Source organism: Pseudomonas paracarnis, from assembly GCF_904063055.1.
GTDB classification, from domain to species: domain Bacteria; phylum Pseudomonadota; class Gammaproteobacteria; order Pseudomonadales; family Pseudomonadaceae; genus Aquipseudomonas; species Aquipseudomonas paracarnis.
Genome location: NZ_CAJFCN010000010.1, coordinates 154,205 through 175,840, shown reverse-complemented (window position 1 = coordinate 175,840; position 21,636 = coordinate 154,205). Strand labels below are relative to the sequence as shown.

Annotated in this window: 21 protein-coding genes and 1 pseudogene; 14 read left to right on the top strand and 8 right to left on the bottom strand. The window is 60.6% G+C overall.

What is annotated here, in order from left to right:
• Positions 1–92: 92 nt before the first annotated feature.
• Genes JMV15_RS21040 through catA form a run of 3 tightly spaced genes read left to right on the top strand, consistent with a single transcriptional unit; the run spans position 93 to position 2,492 of the window.
• Positions 93–1,220 (top strand): muconate cycloisomerase family protein, encoded by a 1,128-nt coding sequence (locus JMV15_RS21040; RefSeq protein WP_014719907.1) that lies wholly within the window; start codon positions 93–95, stop codon positions 1,218–1,220.
• 12 nt (positions 1,221–1,232) lie between these two features.
• Complete coding sequence (gene catC, locus JMV15_RS21035; protein WP_014719906.1) at positions 1,233–1,523, top strand: muconolactone Delta-isomerase; 291 nt, start codon at positions 1,233–1,235, stop codon at positions 1,521–1,523.
• A gap of 39 nt (positions 1,524–1,562) precedes the next feature.
• The gene (gene catA / locus JMV15_RS21030) at positions 1,563–2,492 is read left to right on the top strand and encodes a catechol 1,2-dioxygenase (RefSeq protein ID WP_201491894.1); all 930 of its coding nucleotides are present in this window, start codon (positions 1,563–1,565) and stop codon (positions 2,490–2,492) included.
• Between the two features lie 106 nt (positions 2,493–2,598).
• On the opposite strand, the gene JMV15_RS21025 is transcribed toward catA, so the two are convergent.
• Positions 2,599–3,072: an Lrp/AsnC family transcriptional regulator gene (locus JMV15_RS21025; RefSeq protein WP_003176072.1), complete on the bottom strand. Its 474-nt coding sequence runs from the start codon at positions 3,070–3,072 to the stop codon at positions 2,599–2,601.
• A gap of 144 nt (positions 3,073–3,216) precedes the next feature.
• On the opposite strand from JMV15_RS21025, the gene kynU reads away from it, so the two are divergent.
• Positions 3,217–4,467 (top strand): kynureninase, encoded by a 1,251-nt coding sequence (gene kynU, locus JMV15_RS21020; RefSeq protein ID WP_014719904.1) that lies wholly within the window; start codon positions 3,217–3,219, stop codon positions 4,465–4,467.
• A gap of 132 nt (positions 4,468–4,599) precedes the next feature.
• Positions 4,600–6,006: an amino acid permease gene (locus JMV15_RS21015; protein ID WP_201491893.1), complete on the top strand. Its 1,407-nt coding sequence runs from the start codon at positions 4,600–4,602 to the stop codon at positions 6,004–6,006.
• On the opposite strand, the gene JMV15_RS21010 is transcribed toward JMV15_RS21015, so the two are convergent.
• Positions 5,952–6,842, bottom strand: a complete 891-nt coding sequence (locus tag JMV15_RS21010; protein WP_019817472.1) for a LysR substrate-binding domain-containing protein — start codon at positions 6,840–6,842, stop codon at positions 5,952–5,954. The two genes, JMV15_RS21015 and JMV15_RS21010, sit on opposite strands and share 55 nt — an antisense overlap.
• 185 nt (positions 6,843–7,027) lie before the next feature.
• On the opposite strand from JMV15_RS21010, the gene JMV15_RS21005 reads away from it, so the two are divergent.
• From JMV15_RS21005 to JMV15_RS20990, 4 genes are all read left to right on the top strand, one after another.
• A complete protein-coding gene (locus JMV15_RS21005; RefSeq protein ID WP_014719902.1) occupies positions 7,028–7,792 on the top strand; it encodes a sulfite exporter TauE/SafE family protein in 765 nt (254 codons plus the stop codon).
• A gap of 41 nt (positions 7,793–7,833) precedes the next feature.
• A complete protein-coding gene (locus JMV15_RS21000) occupies positions 7,834–8,730 on the top strand; it encodes a LysR family transcriptional regulator (protein WP_014719901.1) in 897 nt (298 codons plus the stop codon).
• 103 nt (positions 8,731–8,833) lie between these two features.
• Positions 8,834–9,727 (top strand): NAD-dependent epimerase/dehydratase family protein, encoded by an 894-nt coding sequence (locus JMV15_RS20995; protein WP_014719900.1) that lies wholly within the window; start codon positions 8,834–8,836, stop codon positions 9,725–9,727.
• Positions 9,728–9,926: 199 nt separating this feature from the next.
• Positions 9,927–11,372 (top strand): SulP family inorganic anion transporter, encoded by a 1,446-nt coding sequence (locus JMV15_RS20990; RefSeq protein ID WP_014719899.1) that lies wholly within the window; start codon positions 9,927–9,929, stop codon positions 11,370–11,372.
• A gap of 29 nt (positions 11,373–11,401) precedes the next feature.
• Here the strand turns inward: JMV15_RS20990 and JMV15_RS20985 are convergent, their stop codons facing one another.
• Positions 11,402–11,776 carry a lysozyme inhibitor LprI family protein gene (locus JMV15_RS20985; RefSeq protein WP_014719898.1) on the bottom strand — a complete coding sequence of 125 codons (375 nt, stop codon included), beginning with the start codon at positions 11,774–11,776 and terminating at the stop codon, positions 11,402–11,404.
• 189 nt (positions 11,777–11,965) lie between these two features.
• Between JMV15_RS20985 and JMV15_RS20980 the strand changes: the two genes are divergently transcribed.
• Genes JMV15_RS20980 through JMV15_RS20965 form a run of 4 tightly spaced genes read left to right on the top strand, consistent with a single transcriptional unit; the run spans position 11,966 to position 16,118 of the window.
• Complete coding sequence (locus tag JMV15_RS20980) at positions 11,966–13,369, top strand: GntT/GntP/DsdX family permease (RefSeq protein ID WP_014719897.1); 1,404 nt, start codon at positions 11,966–11,968, stop codon at positions 13,367–13,369.
• 25 nt (positions 13,370–13,394) lie between these two features.
• Positions 13,395–14,255, top strand: a complete 861-nt coding sequence (locus JMV15_RS20975; RefSeq protein ID WP_014719896.1) for a MurR/RpiR family transcriptional regulator — start codon at positions 13,395–13,397, stop codon at positions 14,253–14,255.
• A 1-nt stretch (position 14,256) separates the two neighbouring features.
• Positions 14,257–15,720: an N-acyl-D-amino-acid deacylase family protein gene (locus JMV15_RS20970; RefSeq protein ID WP_020302506.1), complete on the top strand. Its 1,464-nt coding sequence runs from the start codon at positions 14,257–14,259 to the stop codon at positions 15,718–15,720.
• 29 nt (positions 15,721–15,749) lie between these two features.
• Entirely contained in the window at positions 15,750–16,118 is a 369-nt protein-coding gene (locus tag JMV15_RS20965) for a glyoxalase superfamily protein (RefSeq protein ID WP_014719894.1), read from the top strand.
• A 640-nt stretch (positions 16,119–16,758) separates the two neighbouring features.
• Here the strand turns inward: JMV15_RS20965 and JMV15_RS28790 are convergent.
• Complete coding sequence (locus JMV15_RS28790; RefSeq protein ID WP_370706066.1) at positions 16,759–17,622, bottom strand: methyl-accepting chemotaxis protein; 864 nt, start codon at positions 17,620–17,622, stop codon at positions 16,759–16,761.
• Positions 17,614–18,543 (bottom strand): annotated as a pseudogene (locus tag JMV15_RS28785) (methyl-accepting chemotaxis protein); the annotation flags it as partial. The gene JMV15_RS28790 and the pseudogene JMV15_RS28785, both read right to left, overlap by 9 nt.
• Positions 18,544–18,933: 390 nt before the next feature.
• Between JMV15_RS28785 and JMV15_RS20955 the strand changes: the two are divergent.
• Complete coding sequence (locus JMV15_RS20955) at positions 18,934–19,551, top strand: FKBP-type peptidyl-prolyl cis-trans isomerase (RefSeq protein ID WP_014719893.1); 618 nt, start codon at positions 18,934–18,936, stop codon at positions 19,549–19,551.
• Between the two features lie 60 nt (positions 19,552–19,611).
• On the opposite strand, the gene JMV15_RS20950 is transcribed toward JMV15_RS20955, so the two are convergent.
• From JMV15_RS20950 to JMV15_RS20940, 3 genes are all read right to left on the bottom strand, one after another.
• Positions 19,612–19,869 carry a PA4570 family protein gene (locus tag JMV15_RS20950; protein ID WP_005791321.1) on the bottom strand — a complete coding sequence of 86 codons (258 nt, stop codon included), beginning with the start codon at positions 19,867–19,869 and terminating at the stop codon, positions 19,612–19,614.
• Positions 19,870–20,029: 160 nt separating this feature from the next.
• The gene (locus JMV15_RS20945) at positions 20,030–20,371 is read right to left on the bottom strand and encodes a zinc ribbon domain-containing protein YjdM (RefSeq protein ID WP_014719892.1); all 342 of its coding nucleotides are present in this window, start codon (positions 20,369–20,371) and stop codon (positions 20,030–20,032) included.
• Between the two features lie 170 nt (positions 20,372–20,541).
• Positions 20,542–21,510, bottom strand: coding sequence for a polyprenyl synthetase family protein (locus JMV15_RS20940; RefSeq protein ID WP_014719891.1), 969 nt, complete (start codon positions 21,508–21,510; stop codon positions 20,542–20,544).
• Between the last annotated feature and the right edge of the window lie 126 nt (positions 21,511–21,636).

Below are 21,636 nucleotides of genomic sequence, written 5' to 3'. Positions count from 1 at the left end.
GGGTATCGCACCAGACCAATTCTATATTGGAACCCCAAAAAAATGCGGCACAGAATCGACGCAAATCTATAAAGAACCCAACGGGTATTGCCATGCCGATTTGCGCCATCGAATCGATCGACACGCTTATTGTTGATCTGCCCACCATTCGCCCGCACAAGCTGGCGATGCACACCATGCAAAACCAGACCCTGGTGATCATCCGCCTGCGTTGCGCCGACGGCATTGAAGGCATCGGCGAAGCCACCACCATTGGCGGCCTGAGCTACGGCAATGAAAGCCCCGACAGCATCAAAATCAATATCGACCGCCACTTTGCGCCGCTATTGATCGGTCAGGACGCGAGCAACGTCAATGCGGCCATGTTGCGCCTGGAACGCAGTATTCGCGGCAACACCTTTGCCAAGTCCGGTATCGAAAGCGCCTTGCTCGACGCCCTCGGCAAACGTCTGGGGCTGCCGGTCAGCGAATTGCTGGGCGGGCGGGTGCGTGATGCATTGCCGGTGGCCTGGACCCTGGCCAGCGGTAATACCGAACAGGACATCAACGAGGCCGAGAAAATGCTCGACCTGCGCCGCCACCGTCTCTTCAAATTGAAGATCGGCGCAGGCGAGGTCAACCGCGACCTAGCCCATGTGATCGCGATCAAAAAAGCCCTGGGCGAGCGCGCCAGTGTGCGCGTCGACGTCAACCAGGCCTGGGATGAAGCCGTGGCCCTGCGGGCATGCAAGGTGCTCGGCGACCACGGTATCGATCTGATCGAACAACCGATCTCGCGCAACAACCGTGGCGGCATGGCCCGGCTCAACCTGTCGAGCCCGGTGCCGATCATGGCCGATGAATCTATCGAATGTGTAGAAGACGCCTTTAACCTGGCCCGTGAAGGCGCGGCCACGGTGTTCGCCCTCAAGATCGCCAAGAACGGTGGCCCTCGCGCTGTATTGCGCACGGCGGCGATTGCCGAAGCGGCCGGCATCGGCTTGTACGGCGGCACCATGCTCGAAGGCGGCATTGGCACCCTGGCCTCGGCCCATGCCTTTCTCACGCTGAACACCCTGGCGTGGGGCACCGAATTGTTCGGCCCGCTGTTGCTCACCGAAGACATCCTCACCGAGCCACCGGTGTACCGCGATTTCCAGCTGCATGTGTCCACTGCGCCGGGCCTGGGCCTGACGCTCGATGAAGAGCGCCTGGCGTTCTTTCGCCGTGACAAACACTAAGAGGCCTCTGCCATGTTGTTCCACGTAAAAATGACCGTGAACCTGCCCCTCGATATGCACCCCGAGCGTGCCGCCAGCCTCAAGGCCGAGGAGAAAGCCTTGGCGCAGCGCCTGCAACAAGAGGGCAAATGGCGCCACCTGTGGCGCATCGCCGGGCATTACGCCAACTACAGCGTGTTCGATGTCGACAGCGTCCAGGACCTGCACGACCTGCTGATGCAACTGCCATTGTTCCCCTACATGGCCATCGAAGTGAATGCGCTGTGCCGCCATCCGTCGTCGATCCATGCGGACGACCGCTGAGCCGGCTTGCACCTATAACTACAAGATGAGGAATGCACCATGTCCATCCGCCTGTCCCAGACTGCCCATGCTCAACGCTTTCTCGAAGAAGCCAGCGGCAACCTCAATGACGCGGGCAACCCACGTACCAAGGCGCTGACTTACCGGATCCTGCGCGACACCGTGAACATTATCGAAGACCTGGAAGTGACCCCGGAAGAATTCTGGAAGGCGGTCAACTACCTCAATGAGCTGGGCAAAAACCAGGAGGCCGGTCTGCTCGCTGCCGGCCTGGGCCTAGAGCATTATCTGGACCTGTTGATGGACGCCGCCGATGAGCAGGCAGGCAAGTCCGGCGGTACACCGCGCACCATCGAAGGCCCGTTGTATGTGGCCGGCGCGCCGCTGTCCAAATACGAAGCACGGCTGGATGATGGTCAGGACGACGCGGTGCCGTTGTTCATGCGCGGGCAAGTGCGCGATACCGCAGGCAAGCCATTGGCGGGGGCGATTGTCGATGTCTGGCAGGCCAATACCGGCGGCACTTACTCGTGGTTCGACCCGAATCAATCTGAATTCAACCTGCGTCGCCGTATCGAGACCGACGCCCAGGGCAACTACCGTTTTCGCAGCATCGTACCTTCGGGCTACGGTTGCCCGCCGAGCGGGCCGACGCAACAGTTGCTCGACCAATTGGGGCGCCACGGGCAACGGCCGGCGCATATCCACTTCTTCATCTCGGCGCCTGGGCACCGGCACCTGACCACGCAGATCAACCTGTCGGATGACCCGTACCTGCATGATGACTTCGCCTATGCCACCCGCGATGAACTGATTGCCGAGATCCGCTTCAGCGACGATCCGCAACTGGCGCGGGAATTTGGCGTGCAAGGACGGTTTGCGCAGATTGATTTTGACTTTGAGTTGCAGGTGGCGGATGCGCCAATAGAACAGCAGCGCATGCAACGAGTGCGTGCTCTGGAAGACTGATCAACTCGGTCAACTGTGGGAGCTGGCTTGCCTGCGATAGCGGTGGAACATTCACCACCGCTATCGCAGGCAAGCCAGCTCCCACATTGGTTTTGGGGTGTTTGTGTTATTTGCGCACGACCAGGTCCAACACCTCATCCCGGTCCTTGATCTTCTGCAGCACTATCTCCGAACGGATATCCATCACCCCCGCCGTGCGGTTCAGGTGGTTCACGATAAAGTCCGAAAAGTGCTTGAGGTTACGCGCCTGCACCCGCAGCACATAGTTGCTGGCGCCGGTGATCACATAGGCGCTCGCCACCTCTGGCCAGCCTTGCACCTTCTTGATGAACGTCTCATGCCAGTCCTCCACATCCTGGCGCAACGACAGGTGCACGATGGCTTCCAGCTCGATCCCCAACTGCTCGGCGTTCAATACCGCGCGGTAGCCGCTGATGATTCCCTCGCTCTCCAGCAGGCGCAAACGGCGCAGGCATGCAGACGGCGACAGCGCGACTTTTTCCGCCAATTCCTGGTTGCTGATGCGGCCATCCTGTTGCAGGAAATGCAGGAGGCGCAGGTCGGTGGCGTCGAGAATCATGCTTGGAAGATATCCGCGTGTTTGGAGGTTAAATTCGAATTTCCTACAGCTTAAATAGCCGTTTACCCACCACTTTGCACGAAAATTCTCTAAAAGTTCGTTCATTATTTGGTCCATCCTCACCTATAAAAACCAGGACGACCCATGACCACTCGAAGCCATTGCCAAGCCCTCGACGCACAGGACCCTTTGGCCCCCCTGCGTGCCCAATTCGCCTTGCCCGAGGGCGTGATCTACCTCGACGGCAACTCCCTCGGCGCTCGCCCGGTGGCGGCGCTGGAACGCGCACAACAGGTGATCGCCGAGGAGTGGGGCAACGGCTTGATTCGTAGCTGGAACAGCGCTGGCTGGGCGCAGTTGTCCCAGCGCCTGGGCAATCGCCTGGCGCCATTGATTGGTGCGCGTGACGGCGAGGTAGTGATCACCGACACCACCTCGATCAACCTGTTCAAAGTGCTCAGCGCCGCCTTGAGTGTGCAGCGCCAACGTACACCTGCGCGCAAGGTCATCGTCAGCGAAGCGAGCAACTTTCCCACCGACTTGTACATCGCCGAAGGCTTGGCCGAATTGCTGCAACAAGGCTATTCCCTGCGCCTGGTGAACAGCCCGGCCGAACTGCCCCAGGCCATTGATGCGGACGTGGCGGTGGTGATGCTCACCCACGTCAACTACAAGACCGGCTATATGTACGACATGGCGGCCCTGACCGCGCTGAGCCACGAGTGCGGCGCGCTGAGCATCTGGGACCTGGCGCATTCGGCGGGCGCGGTGCCTGTCGACCTGCATCAGGCCAATGCGGATTATGCGATTGGCTGCACCTACAAATACCTCAACGGCGGACCGGGCTCCCAGGCGTTTGTGTGGGTCAACCCGGCGTTGGTGGATGTGGTGCGCCAGCCGTTGTCCGGGTGGTTCGGGCATACCCGCCAGTTCGCCATGGAGTCCACCTACGCCCCCAGCGCCGGCATTGCCCGCTACCTCTGCGGTACGCAGCCGATTACCTCGTTGGCCATGGTGGAATGCGGCCTGGAGATTTTCGCCCAGACCGACATGGCCAGCCTGCGCCGCAAATCCCTGGCCTTGACCGACCTGTTTATTGCGTTGGTCGAAAGCCGTTGCGCCGCCCATGGCCTGGAACTGATAACCCCGCGTGAACACACCCGGCGCGGCAGCCACGTCAGCTTTGAACACCCCGAAGGTTACGCCGTGATCCAGGCCTTGATCGCCCGAGGCGTGATCGGCGATTACCGTGAACCGCGGATCATGCGTTTTGGCTTCACGCCGTTGTATAGCAGCTTTACCGAGGTGTGGGACGCCGTGGAAATTCTCGGTGAAATTCTCGACAACGCCACCTGGGACCAGCCGCAATTCAAAGTCCGCAACAGCGTTACTTAAGAGCAACACAGAGCAAATGTGGGAGCTGGCTTGCCTGCGATAGCGTCGGTGCATTCACTACCGTTATCGCAGGCAAGCCAGCTCCCACAGGTTCAGCGTCAGCCACTATCACAATAATAAAGGGGCACACCCGTGACCACGCCAGACAACGGCTTTGCAGAGATTACCCACCGTGAACTGGGCCTGAGGCGCCAGCTCACTTCCGGCCAGATGAGCATGATCGCCATCGGTGGCGCCATCGGCACCGGGCTGTTCATGGGCAGCGCCTACGCCATCGGTTATGCCGGGCCGAGCGTGCTGGTGAGCTACGCCATCGGCGCATTGATTACCTTGCTGCTGATGGGCTGCCTGGCGGAGATGACGGTGGCCCATTCCACCTCCGGCTCCTTTGGCGCCTATGCCGAGTTCTACATCAGCCCGTTGGCCGGGTTCCTGGTGCGGTATGCCTACTGGGCGGCGATTGTGCTGGCGGTGGGGGCCGAGGTCACGGCGGTGGCGATGTACATGAAGTACTGGTTTGCCAACGTGCCGGAGTGGGTGTGGATCGTGTCGTTTTCCAGTGTGCTGATCCTGCTCAACGCGATCAGCGTGAAGACCTTCGGCAACTTCGAATACTGGTTCTCGACGATCAAGATCAGCGCTATTGTCGGTTTCATCATACTGGCAGTGTATGTGGTGTTCGGCTCTGGTAACCCCGACTACGGCGTGCAGAACTACACGGCCCACGACGGCTTTTTCCCCCATGGCTTGAGTGGCATGTGGATCGCGGTGATCGTGTCGATCTTCAGCTACCTCAGTGTCGAGATGATCGCCGTGGCCGCCGGTGAAGCTGCCGACCCGGAGCAGGCAGTGAAGAAAGCCTTCCTCGCTACCATCGTGCGGCTGGTGGTGTTCTATCTGCTGACCCTGGCGCTGATGCTCGCCATCGTACCGTGGAACCAGGCCGGCCAGGCCCAGAGCCCGTTTGTCACAGTGATGCAGACTATCGGCATTCCCGGTGCCACCGGGGTGATGAATTTCGTGATCCTGATCGCGGCGCTGTCGGCCATGAACAGTCAGCTCTACATCACCACGCGCATGATGTTCAGCCTGTCCCGCGCCGGCTTTGCGCCCAAGTCCATGGGCGCGCTGAGCAAGAACGGCATCCCGCTCAACGCATTGCTGCTGTCCAGCTCGGGCATTGCCCTGGCGACGTTGCTCAACGTGGTGTACCCGGAAAGTTCGTTCACCCTGATGATGGCGATCTCGATGTTTGGCGCGATCTTCACCTGGTTCATGATCTTCCTCACTCACCTGTTTTTCCGCCGCTATCGCAAGCGTCATGGCGGGGCGAAGTTGTCGTTCCAGTTGCGCCTGTTTCCCTACAGCACGTTGCTGGGGTTGGTGCTGATGGGGGCGGTGATGATCACCACCTATTTCACCGACGCCTTCAAGATGACACTGGTGTTTGGCGTGCCGTTCCTGCTGATTCTGTCGGCTGTGTATTACGGGTTCTTCCGCAAGGGCAGGGCCAAGGCCTCGAACAAAGCCCTGGCATAACCCGGCAGTTGCTCGAACGAGCGTGCGCATAACAGCAACGTGCGGCAGGCCCACTCCTCTTGCAGGAGGTGGGCCTTGAAACGGCGTTCTGACGGCCAGCGGTCCAAGGCGGCCTGAGGCACGATGCCCAGGCCCGCACCGCCGACGACCATGCGAATCAACCCCTCAAAACCGTCGGCGCGAATGCGCGTCTGCAAGCGAAAGCCAGCGTGCAGTGCCTGTTCTTCCAGGTAAACCGCCAACGCGCTGTTCGCCCCCAGGCCCACGTAGTCGTATTGCAGGCTCTCGATAAAACTCGGGTTGGTCAACGGGTGGTCCAGGGGCATGATCAGCACCAGCGGGTCGTCGCGAAACGCCAGGGTCTGCAAGCCGTGGGTGTCTACCGCATCGGAAATAATCCCCAGGTCGGCGGTGCCCTGGCGCAAGGCGTGGGTGATGCGCAGGCTGGGCAACTCTTGCAGGTCGATATCGAGGTTGGGATGCTCGCGCAAAAACTGCGCGAGCAGCTCCGGCAGGTATTCGCTGAGGGCGGTGGTGTTGCACAGCAGGCGTACCTGGCCTTTGACGCCATTGGCGTATTCGGCCAGGTCTTGCTGCAGATGGTCGGCCTGCTGCAACAGCAGGCGAGCATGCCGGGCCAGGGCTTTGCCCGCGGGTGTTGAGGTTACGCCACGGCGGCCGCGCTCGAGAAACGCGACGCCCAGTGAAGACTCCATGGCTCGGATGCGTGCGCTGGCGGCAGCCAGGGACAGGTGGCTGCGGGCCGCGCCGGCGGTGATATTGCCGCTGTCCAGGATGTGCAGGTAGAGGCGCAGGTCGATGAGGTCAAAGTGCATGAAGTTTCCCAGTGACTGGAAGGGCCTCATCGCAGGCAAGCCAGCTCCCACACTTGAATGTATTCACAATTCCAAATGTGGGAGCTGGCTTGCCTGCGATAGCGTCATCAGCCTCACGCAAAACAAGAGGCTGCCTCAGTATATGGCGAATTTTCAGCCACTCTCCAGCCCTGCACAATCGGTGCATGAATACCTTCCTCTCCTTCTACCAAAACCTAGGCCCCGCACTGACAGCGCTGGTCATCACTACCTTCCTGCTGGCCGGTACGGTGAAGGGCGTCATCGGCCTGGGCTTGCCCACTGTAGCCATGGGCATGCTTGGCCTGGCTATGCTGCCGGCGCAGGCTGCGGTATTGCTGATCATTCCTTCGACGGTAACCAACCTCTGGCAACTGTCCTTTGGCGGGCACTTGGGTGCCTTGCTCAAACGCCTGTGGCCGATGCTGTTGCTGATTTTCCTCGGCACCGGGCTGGGCACCTTGTGGCTAGGCATGGGTAGCGGACCTTGGGTGGTGCGTGCCCTGGGCGCGGCTTTACTGGTGTATGCGCTGAGCGGGTTATTCCTGCCGACCTTCAAGGTCGCGCCCCGAACCGAGCGCTGGCTGGGCCCCATGTGCGGGGTGATCACCGGCATCATTACCTCGGCCACCGGTGTCTTCGTGATCCCTGCGGTGCCGTACCTGCAGGCGCTGGGCTTGAGCCGTGACCAGTTGGTGCAGGCGCTGGGGCTGTCGTTCACCGTATCGACGTTGGCACTTGCCGCCGGGTTGGCTTGGCGCGGTGTGCTGGGCGGGGGTGAAATGGGGGCGTCGGTGTTGGCGCTGGTGCCGGCCTTGCTGGGGATGTGGCTGGGCCAGGTGGTGCGTCGGCGTATCAGTGCCGTGTGGTTCAAACGTGGATTTTTTACCGGCATGGCGTTGTTGGGAGGCCATTTGTTGCTGGCTGGTTAATAATGAGCGGGCATTTTTCAGCCGTTAATGAAGGACTGCCCGTGAAAGCCCGTTCCGATGAGCTACAGATCTTCGTCAGCGTGATTGAATGCGGCTCGATTTCTGCCGCCGCCGAAAAGGTCGGGCAAACGCCGTCTGCGGTCAGCCGCACGCTGTCGCGCCTGGAAGCCAAGCTCGATACCACGCTGATCAACCGCACCACGCGACGCATGGACTTGACCGAGGAGGGCAAGTACTTCTTCGAGCAGGCCAAGCTGATCCTGGCGCAGATGGATGAGCTGGAAGAGCGCCTGTCCTCGCGCCAGAAAAAGCCGGCCGGGCGCCTGCGTATCAACGCCGCCGTGCCGTTCATGCTGCATGGGATCGTGCCGTACATCGCTGAATTTCGCAGCCTCTACCCGGATATCCAGTTGGAGCTCAACAGCGATGATTTGATCATCGACCTGCTGGAGCAAAGCACCGACATCGCCATTCGCATCGGCGCCCTTGCCGACTCGACCCTGCATGCGCGGTTCCTGGGCAGCACGCCGCTGCATGTCCTGGCCAGCCCCGACTACCTCAAGCAGTACGGCACGCCGACGACCGTTGCCGAGTTGGCTGATCACACCTTGCTGGGCTTCACCCACACCGAGACCCTCAACCACTGGCCGCTGCGTCACGGCGAAGGTGACCGCTGGCTGATTCAGCCCGGCGTCAGTGCATCCAGTGGCGAAACCCTGCGCCAGTTGGCGCTGCAGGGGCAGGGCATTTGTTGCCTGTCGAATTTCATGACCGTCGCTGACATCGACGCCGGCCGCCTGGTGCCCATGCTGGAGGCGTCCAACAGCGGTTATCGCCAGCCGATCCACGCGGTGTTCTATCGCAACTCGCAATTGGCACTACGCATCCAGTGCTTCCTGGACTTTATTCAGGCCAAGCTGGCGCGCTATGCGCGCTGATTCGTGACCTGAGCGCAAGAGTGAATTGGGCCGCACGGGCTTATTCGGCAGCAGTGGGAGCTGGATACTGGGCGCATCACTTACCCAGTCAGGAGCAACCTCCATGAATGTATTCGTTACCGGTGCAGCAGGGTTTATCGGCGGTTCGATCGCCACCGGCCTGGTCAACGCCGGCCATCACGTCACCGGCCTCGTGCGCAGCGCCGAACAAGCCGCCGAAATGACCGCCCTGGGCATTACGCCGGTGATCGGCACCCTCGACGACGCAACCGTATTGACCGAGCAGGCACAGAAGGCCGATGCGGTGATCAACGCCGCCAGCAGCGACCATCGCGCCGCTGTGGAAACCTTGCTGGCCGCCTTGAAAGGCTCGAACAAGCCGTTCCTGCATACCAGCGGGTCGAGCATTGTCGGTGATGCGTCGGGCGGCAAGGCCAGTGAGGTCATCTACTTCGAAAGCAATCTGCCTGAGCCGACCGTCGACAAGGCTGCCCGCGTGGCTATCGACAACCTGATCCTCGCGGCGGCCACTGACGGCATCAATTCGGCGGTGATCTGCAACACCCTGATCTACGGCCACAGCCTGGGCGTGAAGCGTGACAGCGTGCAATTGCCGCGCTTGCTCAAGCAGGCGCGCAAAAGCGGGGTAGTGCGCCATGTGGGCAGCGGGCAGAACATCTGGTCCAACGTGCATATTGAAGATGTGGTCGCCCTGTATCTGCTGGCGCTGACCAAAAACGTCCCGGGTACTTTCTACTTCGTGGAAAGCAGCGAAGCAGCATTCATCGACATGACCACGGCGATTGCCCAAGCGCTGAACCTAGGCAAACCACAGGATTGGCCATTGGCCGAGGCTGAGGCCGAGTGGGGCTATGAAATGGCCAACTACGGGTTGGGCTCCAATAGCCGAGTGCGCGGCAAACACGCCCGTGAACTGTTGGGTTGGGGGCCCAAGCGTACTTCGGTGGTGGAGTGGATTCGCAACGAGATGATTTGATGTTCGCTTAGCACCGCGGCGTGGCCATCGCGGGCAAGCCCGGCTCCCACATTTTTAAGGTGTGACCCCTATCAAATGTGGGAGCTGGCTTGCCTGCGAAAGAGGCGACTCGGTACCTCGGAGCTGACACTTCACTAGCCCCACCCGCCGCAATTCCGTACCATTCCCCGCCTTATCCCCCGCAACTCCCTGGTACTCCATGAACCTCACCCGTCTGCGCGCCGACGCCCTGGCCGGCCTCACCACGTCTTTCGCCTTGCTGCCCGAATGCATCGCCTTTGCCCTGGTGGCCCACCTCAACCCGCTGATGGGCCTCTACGGTGCTTTCATCATTTGCACCCTCACCGCCTTGTTCGGCGGCCGCCCGGGCATGGTCTCGGGCGCCGCCGGTTCGATGGCGGTGGTGATCGTTGCGCTGGTGGTGCAACACGGCGTGGAATATCTGCTGGCGACGGTACTGCTGGGCGGGTTGATCATGGTCGTCTTCGGCCTGCTGCGCCTGGGCAAGCTGGTGCGCATGGTGCCGCATTCGGTAATGCTCGGCTTCGTCAACGGCCTGGCGATCATTATTGCGCTGGCACAACTGGAGCATTTCAAGAGCGGCGAACAGTGGCTCAGCGGTACGCCTCTGTATGTGATGGCGGGGTTGGTGGCGGTGACCATGGCGATTGTCTACCTGCTGCCACGCCTGACCCGCGCCGTGCCGCCCGCATTGGTGGCGATCCTTGGCGTTGGTCTGGCGGTGTACCTGCTGGGCCTGCCGACCCGCACGTTGGGCGATATGGCACATATCGCCGGTGGCTTGCCGACCTTCGCCCTGCCGCAGATTCCCTGGACCCTGGACACCCTCGGCATCATTGCGCCCTACGCGTTCCTGATGGCGATGGTCGGCCTGCTGGAAACCCTGCTGACCCTCAACCTCACCGACGAAATCACCGAGACCCGTGGCTACCCCGACCGTGAAAGCATGGCCCTGGGCGCGGCGAATATGGTCTCGGGCCTGTTCGGCGGCATGGGCGGTTGCGCAATGATCGGGCAAACCGTGATCAACCTCAGCTCCGGCGGGCGCGGGCGTTTCTCCGGGGTGTTTGCCGGGGTGATGATCCTGCTGTTCATTCTGTTTCTGTCACCGCTGATCGAGCGTATTCCGCTGGCGGCGCTGGTGGGGGTGATGTTTGTGGTGTCGCAACAGACCTTCGCCTGGGCGTCGCTGCGGGTGATCAACAAGGTGCCGCTCAACGACGTGCTGGTGATCATGGCGGTGACGATCATTACGGTGTTCACCGACCTGGCCACTGCGGTGCTGTGCGGTATCGTTATCGCCGCGCTGAACTTCGCCTGGCAGCAGGCGCGCGAGCTGTACGCCGATGAACATCTGGAGGCTGATGGCAGCAAGCTCTATCGGCTGCATGGCACGTTGTTCTTTGCCTCAACCACGCCGTTTTTGAATCAGTTCGATCCGGCCAACGACCCGGCTCAGGTCACGCTGGATTGCCGTCACCTGAGCTTTGTCGACTATTCGGCGATTGCCGCCCTGATGACCCTGCGCGAGCGCTACACCAAGGCTGGCAAGCACCTGCGGGTACTGCATTTATCCGAGCGCTGCAAAAAACTCCTCAAGCGCGCCAAGGTTCATCACGACTGACGCCTTCTTCTGTAGGAGCGAGGTTGTTATTACGGCCCGACCAGGTCTTCCAGCTCCTGGGCGCGGGTCTGGGTCATGTCCAGCACGCAGCCTGAGCCGTTGACCTGATCAAGGGTGCCGCCGGTGGCACTGCCAGCGAAGGCGCAATTGGCGTCGCGGTATTTGATCCACAGGCGCTGCACGTCTTGCAGTTGCTGTTTGCGCGGGCCTTCCTGGGCGGCGAGGGCGGTTTTGTAGGCACGGTTCAGGCGGTCGTCCTGCACCTTGGTTTGCCTGGCGTTGCAATTGACCATGTCGGCGGTGGTATTGGCGCTGTCCATGCATTTTTTCAAGGCAGGGTTGTCGGCGGCATAAGCGCTGCTGCACAAGAGCAGGACGCTGGCGGCAATTGTGGTGCGAATCATGATCGGGTTCCTGGGCAATGGATGCGCATTCTATGACTCAAGGGCAGCGACTGAGTTTCCGCCTTCTCTGATCTTCATGTAAGAACACCCTCCGGATTTTCATCCACCCACGTCGGGCATATCCCCAAGCGACAACGCTTATCCGTGGGCGAAAATTACTTTCATAAAAATTGAAAATGCTCCTCGGGAATGATTTATGAGTTTCACAACCAATTCGACGTGACCCTTTCCGAGGAGTACCGCATGGCCGCATCACCGGGCTTCTGGCTATTGGCATACGCTGCCATCGCCATCATTGCATTGATCGTGCTGATTGCACGCTACCGACTCAACCCCTTTATCGTGATTACACTGGTGTCCATCGGCCTGGCGCTGATGGCCGGAATGCCGGCGGACACCATCATGGGTTCGTACGAGGCGGGTGTCGGCAAGACCCTGGGGCATATCGCCCTGGTGGTGGCGCTGGGTACCATGCTCGGCAAGATGATGGCCGAGTCCGGTGGCGCCGAGCAGGTGGCGCGCACGCTGATCAACCGCTTCGGTGAACGCAATGCCCACTGGGCGATGGTGTGTATCGCGTTCCTGGTGGGGCTGCCGCTGTTTTTCGAAGTCGGCTTTGTGTTGCTGGTGCCGATTGCCTTTACCGTGGCGCGGCGCGTGGGCGTGTCGATCCTGATGGTCGGGCTGCCGATGGTCGCTGGCCTGTCGGTGGTGCATGCGTTGGTGCCGCCGCACCCGGCGGCAATGATGGCGGTGCTGGCCTATAACGCCTCGGTCGGGCAAACGGTGCTGTATGCGATCCTGATTGGCATCCCCACGGCGATCATTGCCGGGCCCGTCTACGCCAAGTTCATCGTGCCGCACATTCAGTTGCCGGCGCAAAACCCGCTGGAGCGCCAGTTTATCGAGCGTGAACCGCGTACACGCCTGCCCAGCTTTGCGCTGACCATGGGCACCATCCTGCTGCCGGTGGTGTTGATGATGATCGGCGGCTGGGCCAACGTGATTTCTACGCCGGGCAGCGGTTTCAACCAGTTCCTGTTGTTTATCGGCAACTCGGTGATCGCCCTGTTGGTGGCGACCCTGGTGAGTTTCTGGACCTTGGGCCTGGCCCAGGGCTTCAACCGCGAGTCGATCCTCAAGTTCACCAACGAATGCCTGGCGCCGACCGCCAGCATTACCTTGCTGGTGGGCGCGGGCGGTGGGTTGAATCGCATCCTGGTGGACGCTGGTGTTACTCATGAAATCCTTGGCCTGGCTCATGCGTTCCAGTTGTCGCCGCTGGTGATGGGCTGGCTGTTCGCCGCGTTGATGCGCGTCGCCACCGGCTCGGCCACGGTGGCCATGACCACCGCGTCCGGGGTGGTCGCGCCGGTCGCCTTGGGCCTGGGTTATCCACACCCTGAATTGCTGGTGCTAGCGACTGGTGCGGGCTCGGTGATCTTTTCCCACGTTAACGACGGCGGCTTCTGGCTGATCAAGGAATACTTCAATATGACGGTCATCCAGACCTTCAAGACCTGGACCGTACTGGAGACCCTGATTTCGCTGGTCGCCTTCGGTCTGACCTACGGCTTGTCCCTGGTGTTATGAGCCTGATTCTATAACCGGAGCCTGCATGGACATCCTCTACCAGATCCGCGCCCGCCAGGACTCGTTCAGCGCCGGCGAAGGGCGTATCGCCAAGTTGATGCTTGAAGATGTGGGCTTTGCCGCCTCGGCCAGCCTGGAGGCGTTGTCCCAGCGGGCCGAGGTCAGCACCGCGACCTTGTCGCGTTTTGCCCGCAGCGTTGGCTGCCGTGACTTGCGCGATTTGCGCCTGCAGCTGGCCCAGGCCAGTGGTGTGGGCAGCCGCTTCCTGGACCCGGCGGGGTTGCCGGAGCAGTCGGCCTTTCATCGGCAAATTCTGGGCGATATCGAAGCGACGCTGCGCCAGCATTTGTCAGGTTTTAACCAGCACAGCTTTGTCGATGCGGTCAGTTTGCTGGGCAAGGCGCGGATGATTCATGCGTTCGGCATGGGCGGCCCCTCCAGCCTGTGCAGCGATGAATTGCAGGTGCGCCTGGTGCGTCTGGGCTACCCGATTGCGGCCTGCCATGACCCGGTGATGATGCGCGTCACGGCCGCGACCCTGGGCCCGCAACATGCCTTGATTGTCTGTTCCCTCACCGGCCGCACACCTGAATTACTGGATGTGGTGAAACTGGCGCGCAACTACGACGCACGGATCATTGCCATCACCCTCGCGGACTCTCCCCTGGCCGAATTGGCGGATGTCCTGCTGCCGCTGCAACCGGCGGAAACCAGTTTTATCTACAAACCCACCGCCGCCCGCTACGGCATGCTGCTGGCCATCGACCTGCTCGCCACCGAGCTGGCGCTGGCCCTGCCGGACGACAACCAGGAACGCCTGCGCCGGATCAAGCTGGCCCTGGATGATTACCGCGGCGGCCCTGACAGCCTGCCGCTTGGAGACTGATATGACGTACGACACGCTGATTCGCCAGGCGCTGATCATCGATGGCAGTAACACCCCAGGGTATGTCGCCGATGTGGGCGTGCACGCAGGGCGTATCCGCACGATTGGCGACTTGTCCACAGCCCGGGCCGAGCAAGTCATCGACGCCCATGGCCGCGTATTGGCGCCGGGTTTTATCGACGTGCACACCCACGATGACACGGTGGTGATCCGCCAGCCGCAGATGCTGCCCAAGCTCAGCCAAGGCGTGACCACGGTGATTGTCGGCAACTGTGGCATCAGCGCCTCGCCGGTGAGTTTGCGCAGCGACCCGCCGGACCCAATGAACTTATTGGGCAAGCGTGAGCAGTTCTGTTATCCGCGGTTCAGCGATTATCGCAACGCAGTGCAAGGCGCCGATCCGGCAGTGAACGTTGCCGCCCTGATCGGCCACACGGCGCTGCGCAGCAACCATATGGATGACCTGCATCGCACCGCCACGCCCTATGAAATCGCGGCCATGCGCGTGCAGTTGCAAGAGAGCCTGGAGGCCGGTGCCCTTGGGTTATCCACAGGCCTGGCCTACGCCAGCGCATTCAACGCCGAGACTGATGAGGTGTTGCAGCTTGTTGAAGAACTGACGGCCTACGGTGCGGTGTACACCACGCATTTGCGCAGCGAGTTCGAGCCGGTACTGGAGGCAATGGATGAGGCGTTTCTGATCGGCCGACATGCCAGGGTGCCGGTGATTATTTCCCACCTTAAATGCGCGGGTGCCGGTAATTGGGGGCGCAGTCCGCAGTTGTTGGCGGCTCTGCAAGCTGCAGCGGAAAATCATCCGGTGGGCTGTGATTGCTATCCCTATGCTGCCAGTTCCTCGACCCTGGACCTCAAACAGGTCACCGACGCGTTTCGCATCACCATCACCTGGTCGACACCGCACCCGCACATGGGCGGGCGCGATTTGCAGGACATCGCTGGCGAGTGGAACGTTTCGCTGTTGGAGGCCGCTCGCCGTTTACAGCCGGCAGGGGCGGTGTATTACGGGATGGATGAAGCCGACGTTCGGCGCATCCTTGCGCATCCGTTGTCGATGGTGGGCTCGGACGGCTTGCCTGAAGACCCGTTTCCTCATCCCCGCTTGTGGGGGGCCTTCCCACGGGTACTCGGGCATTTCAGTCGGGATGTCGGCTTGTTCCCTTTGCACACGGCGGTGCACAAGATGACCGGCTTGTCGGCGGCGCGCTTTGGGCTGGCCGAGCGTGGCGAGATCCGTGAAGGCTACTGGGCTGACCTGGTGTTGTTCGACCCCCTGCGGGTGCGGGATGTGGCGGATTTCACCGCACCGCAGCGCGCAGCTGAAGGGATTGATGGCGTGTGGGTCAATGGCGTATTGAGCTATCGCGATGGGCAGGCGAACGGCGCGAGAGCAGGCCGGTTCCTGGCGCGTAGCGGGGATTTGCGTGGTGGGTTTACGGCTCTATAGTGGGGCTTCTTTTATACGGAGCTGTCGCCATGCACTTAGGAAAAGTCGTCCCCATTCTGCGGATTTTCGACGAGGTCAAAGCCTTGGAATTCTACGTCGACTTCCTGGGGTTCAAGGTCGATTGGCAGCATCGTTTCGAGGCGAATTTCCCGTTGTACCTTCAGGTCTCGCTGGGGGAGTGCGTGCTGCATTTGTCCGAGCATCATGGTGATGCTTCGCCGGGGGCGGCGGTGCGAATTCAGGCCCAAGGGGTCGATGCGTATCAGCAGCAGTTGCTGGGCAAAGAGTACCGATATGCCAAGCCTGGGGTTGAGGACACGCCCTGGGGTTCGCGGGAGATGAGTATCCGTGACCCGTTTGGGAATCGGCTGGTGTTTGTCGAGGACAGCGAGGTCTGAAGGGTAAATGGCAGGCAAAAAAAAACCGCCTTAGTAGGGCGGTTTTTTATTGCAAACCCAGTGAGTGGCTGGGGTTTGCTATCTCAAAGGACGCATTGACCCGCAGGTGGATACTAACTGCCGGTCACGTCGTCACGCAAGACGGAACGATGGCCGGCATGGATCCTTTAGGCATCTTCTCTTGCCTGATTTTGACTGCAAAAGCTTGCAATGAATCTATCGGCGATACTGGATATTTGACCACTGTTAGACACACCTTAGACGGGAATGTTGGTTAGGATCTTCCCCGTTCTGCGTTTGTCGCTTTTGGGGGGCCGGGTACGCGCGCGAATTCTGGACTGACCGCCACGGGCTAGTAATCCGTGCCGGATTGATGCGGAAGGCCTACTAGCCCGGCCACCTCAAAGGACGCATTGACCCGCGTCCAAAGGCTCACGTGTTCCGGTAAGTGCGCTGGAGGTAAGGCCCAACTCTAGGAGGGCCGAGTATGTCTAAGTTTGCACGACGTACGTGGAACCTCGTAGTGAATGCTTTACGTGTTTATCACGTGTGGACATTCCTGCGGGACAGCTTTGATGATCAATAAGGTCTGAGAAGTGGAGCCGCCTCGGCTTAAATTGAGGCGGCTTTTTTTGGTTTTTTAAACCCGGAAATGACTGACCATCTGCTGTAACTGGCTACCCAATCGAGCCAGTTCCACACTCGACTTGGCCGTCTCATCACTGGCAGTCGCGGTCTGCTCGGACACATCCCGCACATTCACGATACTGCGGCTGATCTCTTCCGCCACGGCGCTTTGCTGTTCGGCGGCCGCTGCAATCTGCTGGTTCATCGACTGGATATTCGACACGGTGCGGGTGATGTTTTCCAGGGATACCCCAGCCTTGCGCGTCAGTTCGACGCTGCTGTCGGTGAGGCTGCGGCTGTTGTTCATCACGCTGGCCACTTGTTGGGTGCCGTTCTGCAAGCCGGCCACCAGGCCTTCGATTTCCTCGGTGGATTTCTGTGTACGCTGGGCCAGGCCGCGTACTTCGTCGGCGACCACCGCGAAGCCACGCCCGGCCTCACCGGCACGCGCGGCTTCAATCGCGGCGTTCAGGGCCAGCAGGTTGGTCTGTTCGGCCACCGCCTTGATTACGTCCATCACGCTGCCGATCTTGTTGCTCTCTTGTTGCAGGTGCGTCATGGCGTCGGTAGAGCGGGCGACTTCAGCCGCCAGGCGTTCGATCTGGGCGATGGCTTCGGCCACCACCTTGTCGCCTTCGCGGGCCTGGCCGTCGGCGTCGGAGGCGGCTTGGGACGCCTGCTCGGCATTGCGCGCAACTTCCTGCACGGTGGCGGTCATTTCATGCATGGCGGTGGCGACCTGATCGGTCTCGATCTTCTGGCTGTTTACCCCGGCGCTGGTTTGCTCGGTTACGGCCGATAGCTCTTCAGCGGCGCTGGCGATCTGGGTCACGCCATCGCGGATGCCGCTGATCAACTCGCGCAGGGTCGTGCCCATGCGCTGGATGCCTTGTTGCAGCACGCCCAGCTCATCACGGCGGGTTACCTGGATGTTGTGGCTCAAGTCGCCCGAAGCGATGCGCTCTACCACCGCCAGGGTGTCCTGGATCGGGCGGGTGATCTGTCGGGTGATGACCCAGGCGGCAATTACGCCAACCAGCAAAGCCAGCAAGGTGCTGATCAATTGCAGGCTGCGGGCCTGGGTGCTTTCAGCGTCGCGACGTTCCAGTTGAATGTCGTACAGCTTGTCGCTGATGGTCACGATATCGGCGCCCTGGGTGGTCATTTCGGCGCGGGCGGTGACGATGTTGGCGTTGGCTGCCTTGTAGCTCTGCACGGCGCTGCGGTAGGCACCGAGGGCGGTTTCCAGGGCCGACAATGCGCTTTGCTGACCGGTACCGAACGCCGCGCTGAGGTCCTTCAAACCGGCGACGGCTTTTTCCAGTTGCGCCGCAGCGCGGGCTTCGGTTTCTGCGTTGGGACTATTGGTATAGCCGCGCACTTCGTAGCGAGCTTGCTGGAACTCATTCTTGGCTTGGGTCACGGCCAGAAATTGCGTGAAGCGTTCCGGGCTATCCGGCGCCTGTTGCACACTGGTTTGCAGCGCATTGATTTGCGCGTTGGCGATATCGGCCTTGGCGCCCATGACGTCGCGCGCAGCGTTGCCATTGCGGTAGGCCTCGCGCATTTTGTTCAAGGACTGGCGGTAGGCGGTAATGACGGCTTTCTGGTCATTGAGCAGCTTGAGGTTTTCCGGGCTCTTGAAGCTATCCAGCAGCTTCTGTTGCTGAGCGGCGAAGGCATCGAGGCTGGTCTGTACGTTCTGCGCCACGGCTTCGTCGCCATTGGCCAGCATGTATTGCAAGCGCACGATGCGCAGCTTGGTCAGCGAGGCGTTGAGCTGGGTGATATCGCTCATCCAATTGCTACGGTCGATCAAGCCGCCGAGGCTGGTCCAGCCCGTGAGCGCCAGGACTGAAGTGAGGACCAACACCAGGCCGAAGCCCAGGCCGAGTTTGAGATTGACGCTGATGTTACCGAACCAGCTGTTCATCGAAAGCTCCTTGAAGAGTGATGTCTGTCTGCTGGACGGTGTGTTGTTGTTTGAGCCAGCCAAGATGTGTAGGGCTGTATCGGCGGCAAGGGACAATTCTGAAATACTTTTATTGCCGGGCGACGAAGGGTCATCGGCACGCTAAGGCGATGCCGGGGTGGGGCTGATCATGGGCCGCTCTTGTGTGCTAGTCTGCGGGCCCTTTTAGTTCTGGGCAGCGCGGGAAACCGTGGTGTCCTACAGCGGAGCCTCTTCATGTCCGAAGTTAATCTGTCCACCGACGAAACCCGCGTCAGCTACGGTATCGGCCGTCAGTTGGGCGACCAACTGCGCGACAACCCGCCACCGGGCGTGAGCCTGGACGCAATCCTGGCCGGTCTGACCGACGCGTTTGCAGGCCAGCCAAGCCGTGTTGACCAAGAGCAAATGGCAGCCAGCTTCAAAGTGATCCGCGAAATCATGCAAGCCGAAGCCGCTGCCAAGGCTGAAGCTGCTGCGGGCGCTGGCCTGGCTTTCCTGGCAGAAAACGCCAAGCGTGATGGCATCACCACCCTGGCTTCCGGCCTGCAATTTGAAGTGCTGACCGCCGGTACCGGCGCGAAGCCGACCCGTGAAGACCAAGTGCGCACCCACTACCACGGTACCCTGATCGACGGCACTGTGTTCGACAGTTCCTACGAGCGCGGCCAACCTGCGGAATTCCCGGTGGGTGGCGTGATCGCCGGCTGGACCGAAGCCCTGCAACTGATGAATGCCGGCAGCAAATGGCGCCTGTACGTGCCGAGCGAACTGGCTTACGGCGCTCAAGGCGTTGGCAGCATCCCGCCGCACAGCGTTCTGGTATTCGACGTCGAGCTGCTCGACGTTCTGTAAGACCTGCTGATTACCTGTTGGGACGAACGCGTTCGCCCCAACAGGCATTTGCCAGTTTCTTCATGGATGGAACTTGCCATTCAAGTCGGTCGCCGGGCGCAACGCTCGTGCATAGCAGAACAGAAACAGATTCCTTACCACCTCCTTCAGCACCCCAGGCTCACTGGAACTCAGGCCATTCACGTCCAGATCGCCTTGGTCCTGTAGCTCGTTCAGCGCTTCTTCCTCAAGCACCGCACAGACTTCACCGGTTTCCCGATGCAGGATTCGCAGGTAAGGGTGGGGGCGATCCAGCCAGGCATCTATCAAATAAGTCATGGTCGTTCTCCTTGATGGGTTTCAATGAGAATAATTCTTATTCGTAGAATAGCAAGCGTCTATTGGCAGTTTCTGGGTTTTTCTGTGTGGGTATTGCGTTCGATCAACGCAGAGGGCGAAACGCCATCCCGCGGCGGGCGCGGGATGGAATGCAGCAGGATCAGACTTTGCGTACGAACTCGGACTTGAGTTTCATCGGGCCGATCCCGTCGATCTTGCAGTCGATATCGTGGTCGCCGTCGCACAGGCGGATGTTCTTGACCTTGGTGCCGACCTTGACCACCAGGGAAGTGCCCTTGACCTTGAGGTCCTTGATCACGGTGATGGTGTCGCCGTCCTGCAGGACATTGCCCACAGCGTCTTTCTTCACGGTTTCATCACCAGCCACTTCGGCCTCGCCAGTGGCGGACCATTCATGGGCGCATTCCGGGCAGATCAGCTGGGCGCCGTCTTCGTAGGTGTATTCGGAATTGCATTTCGGGCAGGGAGGCAACGTGCTCACTAAAGCTCCTAGAAAGTCAGGGATGGCTAAAAGTCGCACATTATATAGGGTTTTAAACGCGGATGGGGTTGGACTCGTCCTAATGTGGGAGCTGGCTTGCCTGCGATAGCGGCAGTGAGTTCACTCCAGTCATCGCAGGCAAGCCAGCTCCCACATCAAACAGCGCGGAATCAGTGAGTACGGGCGACCGCAAACTCACTCAGCTCAACCAGGGCATCCCGGTATTCACTGGCCGGCAGCGCTTGCAGGCATGTGATCGCCCGCGCCACGTAGTCACGCGCCAGTTGCGCGGTGTACTCCAGGGAACCCGAAGCTTCTACAGCGGCACGGATGGCTTCCAGGTCTTCGATCCCGCCTTTCTGGATCGCCTTGCGCACCAAGGCGGCCTGTTCCGGCGTGCCTTCGCGCATGGTGTAGATCAGCGGCAAGGTCGGCTTGCCCTCGGCCAGGTCGTCACCGACGTTCTTGCCCAGGGTTTCGGCGTCGCCCTTGTAGTCGAGCAGGTCATCCACCAGTTGGAACGCCACGCCCAGATGATCACCAAAGGTACGCAGGGCTTCGGCCTGTTCGGCGGTGGCGCCACACAGCGCGGCAGCACTGTGGGTAGAGGCTTCGAAGAGCATCGCGGTTTTGCCGCGAATTACTTCCATATAGGTTTCTTCGGTGGTGCTGGCGTCGCGCACCTTGGACAGCTGCAACACTTCGCCTTCGGCGATGATGCGCGTGGCCTGTGAAAGAATCTTCATCACCGGCATCGAGCCCAGCTCGACCATCATTTCGAACGAGCGCGAATACAGGAAGTCGCCCACCAACACGCTGGGCGCATTGCCCCACATCGCGTTTGCAGTCTCGCGACCACGGCGCATGCCGGACATGTCGACCACGTCATCATGCAGCAAGGTGGCGGTGTGCAGGAATTCGATCGTGGCGGCCAGCAGGCGCAGGTCATCGCCTTGGCGGCCCAGGGCCTTGCCGCACAGCAACACTAATAAAGGACGCAGGCGTTTGCCGCCCGCCGACGTAATATAGTCGCCAATTTTGGAGACCAGCGGCACTTTAGACGTCAGCTGCTGTTTGATGATGCCGTCGACGGCGCTAAAATCGTCCGCGACCGCGCGGTAGAAAGCTTGGGGTTGCATCAGCGACAGTCGCTCCAGAAGGGTTGCGCGGCATGCTAGGACCCTGACCCCCGGGTGTCAAGGCGCGATAGACGGCCCCTTGCAAGCCTCCCATAGCTTGCGTACAATCGCGCACCCTGAACTTCC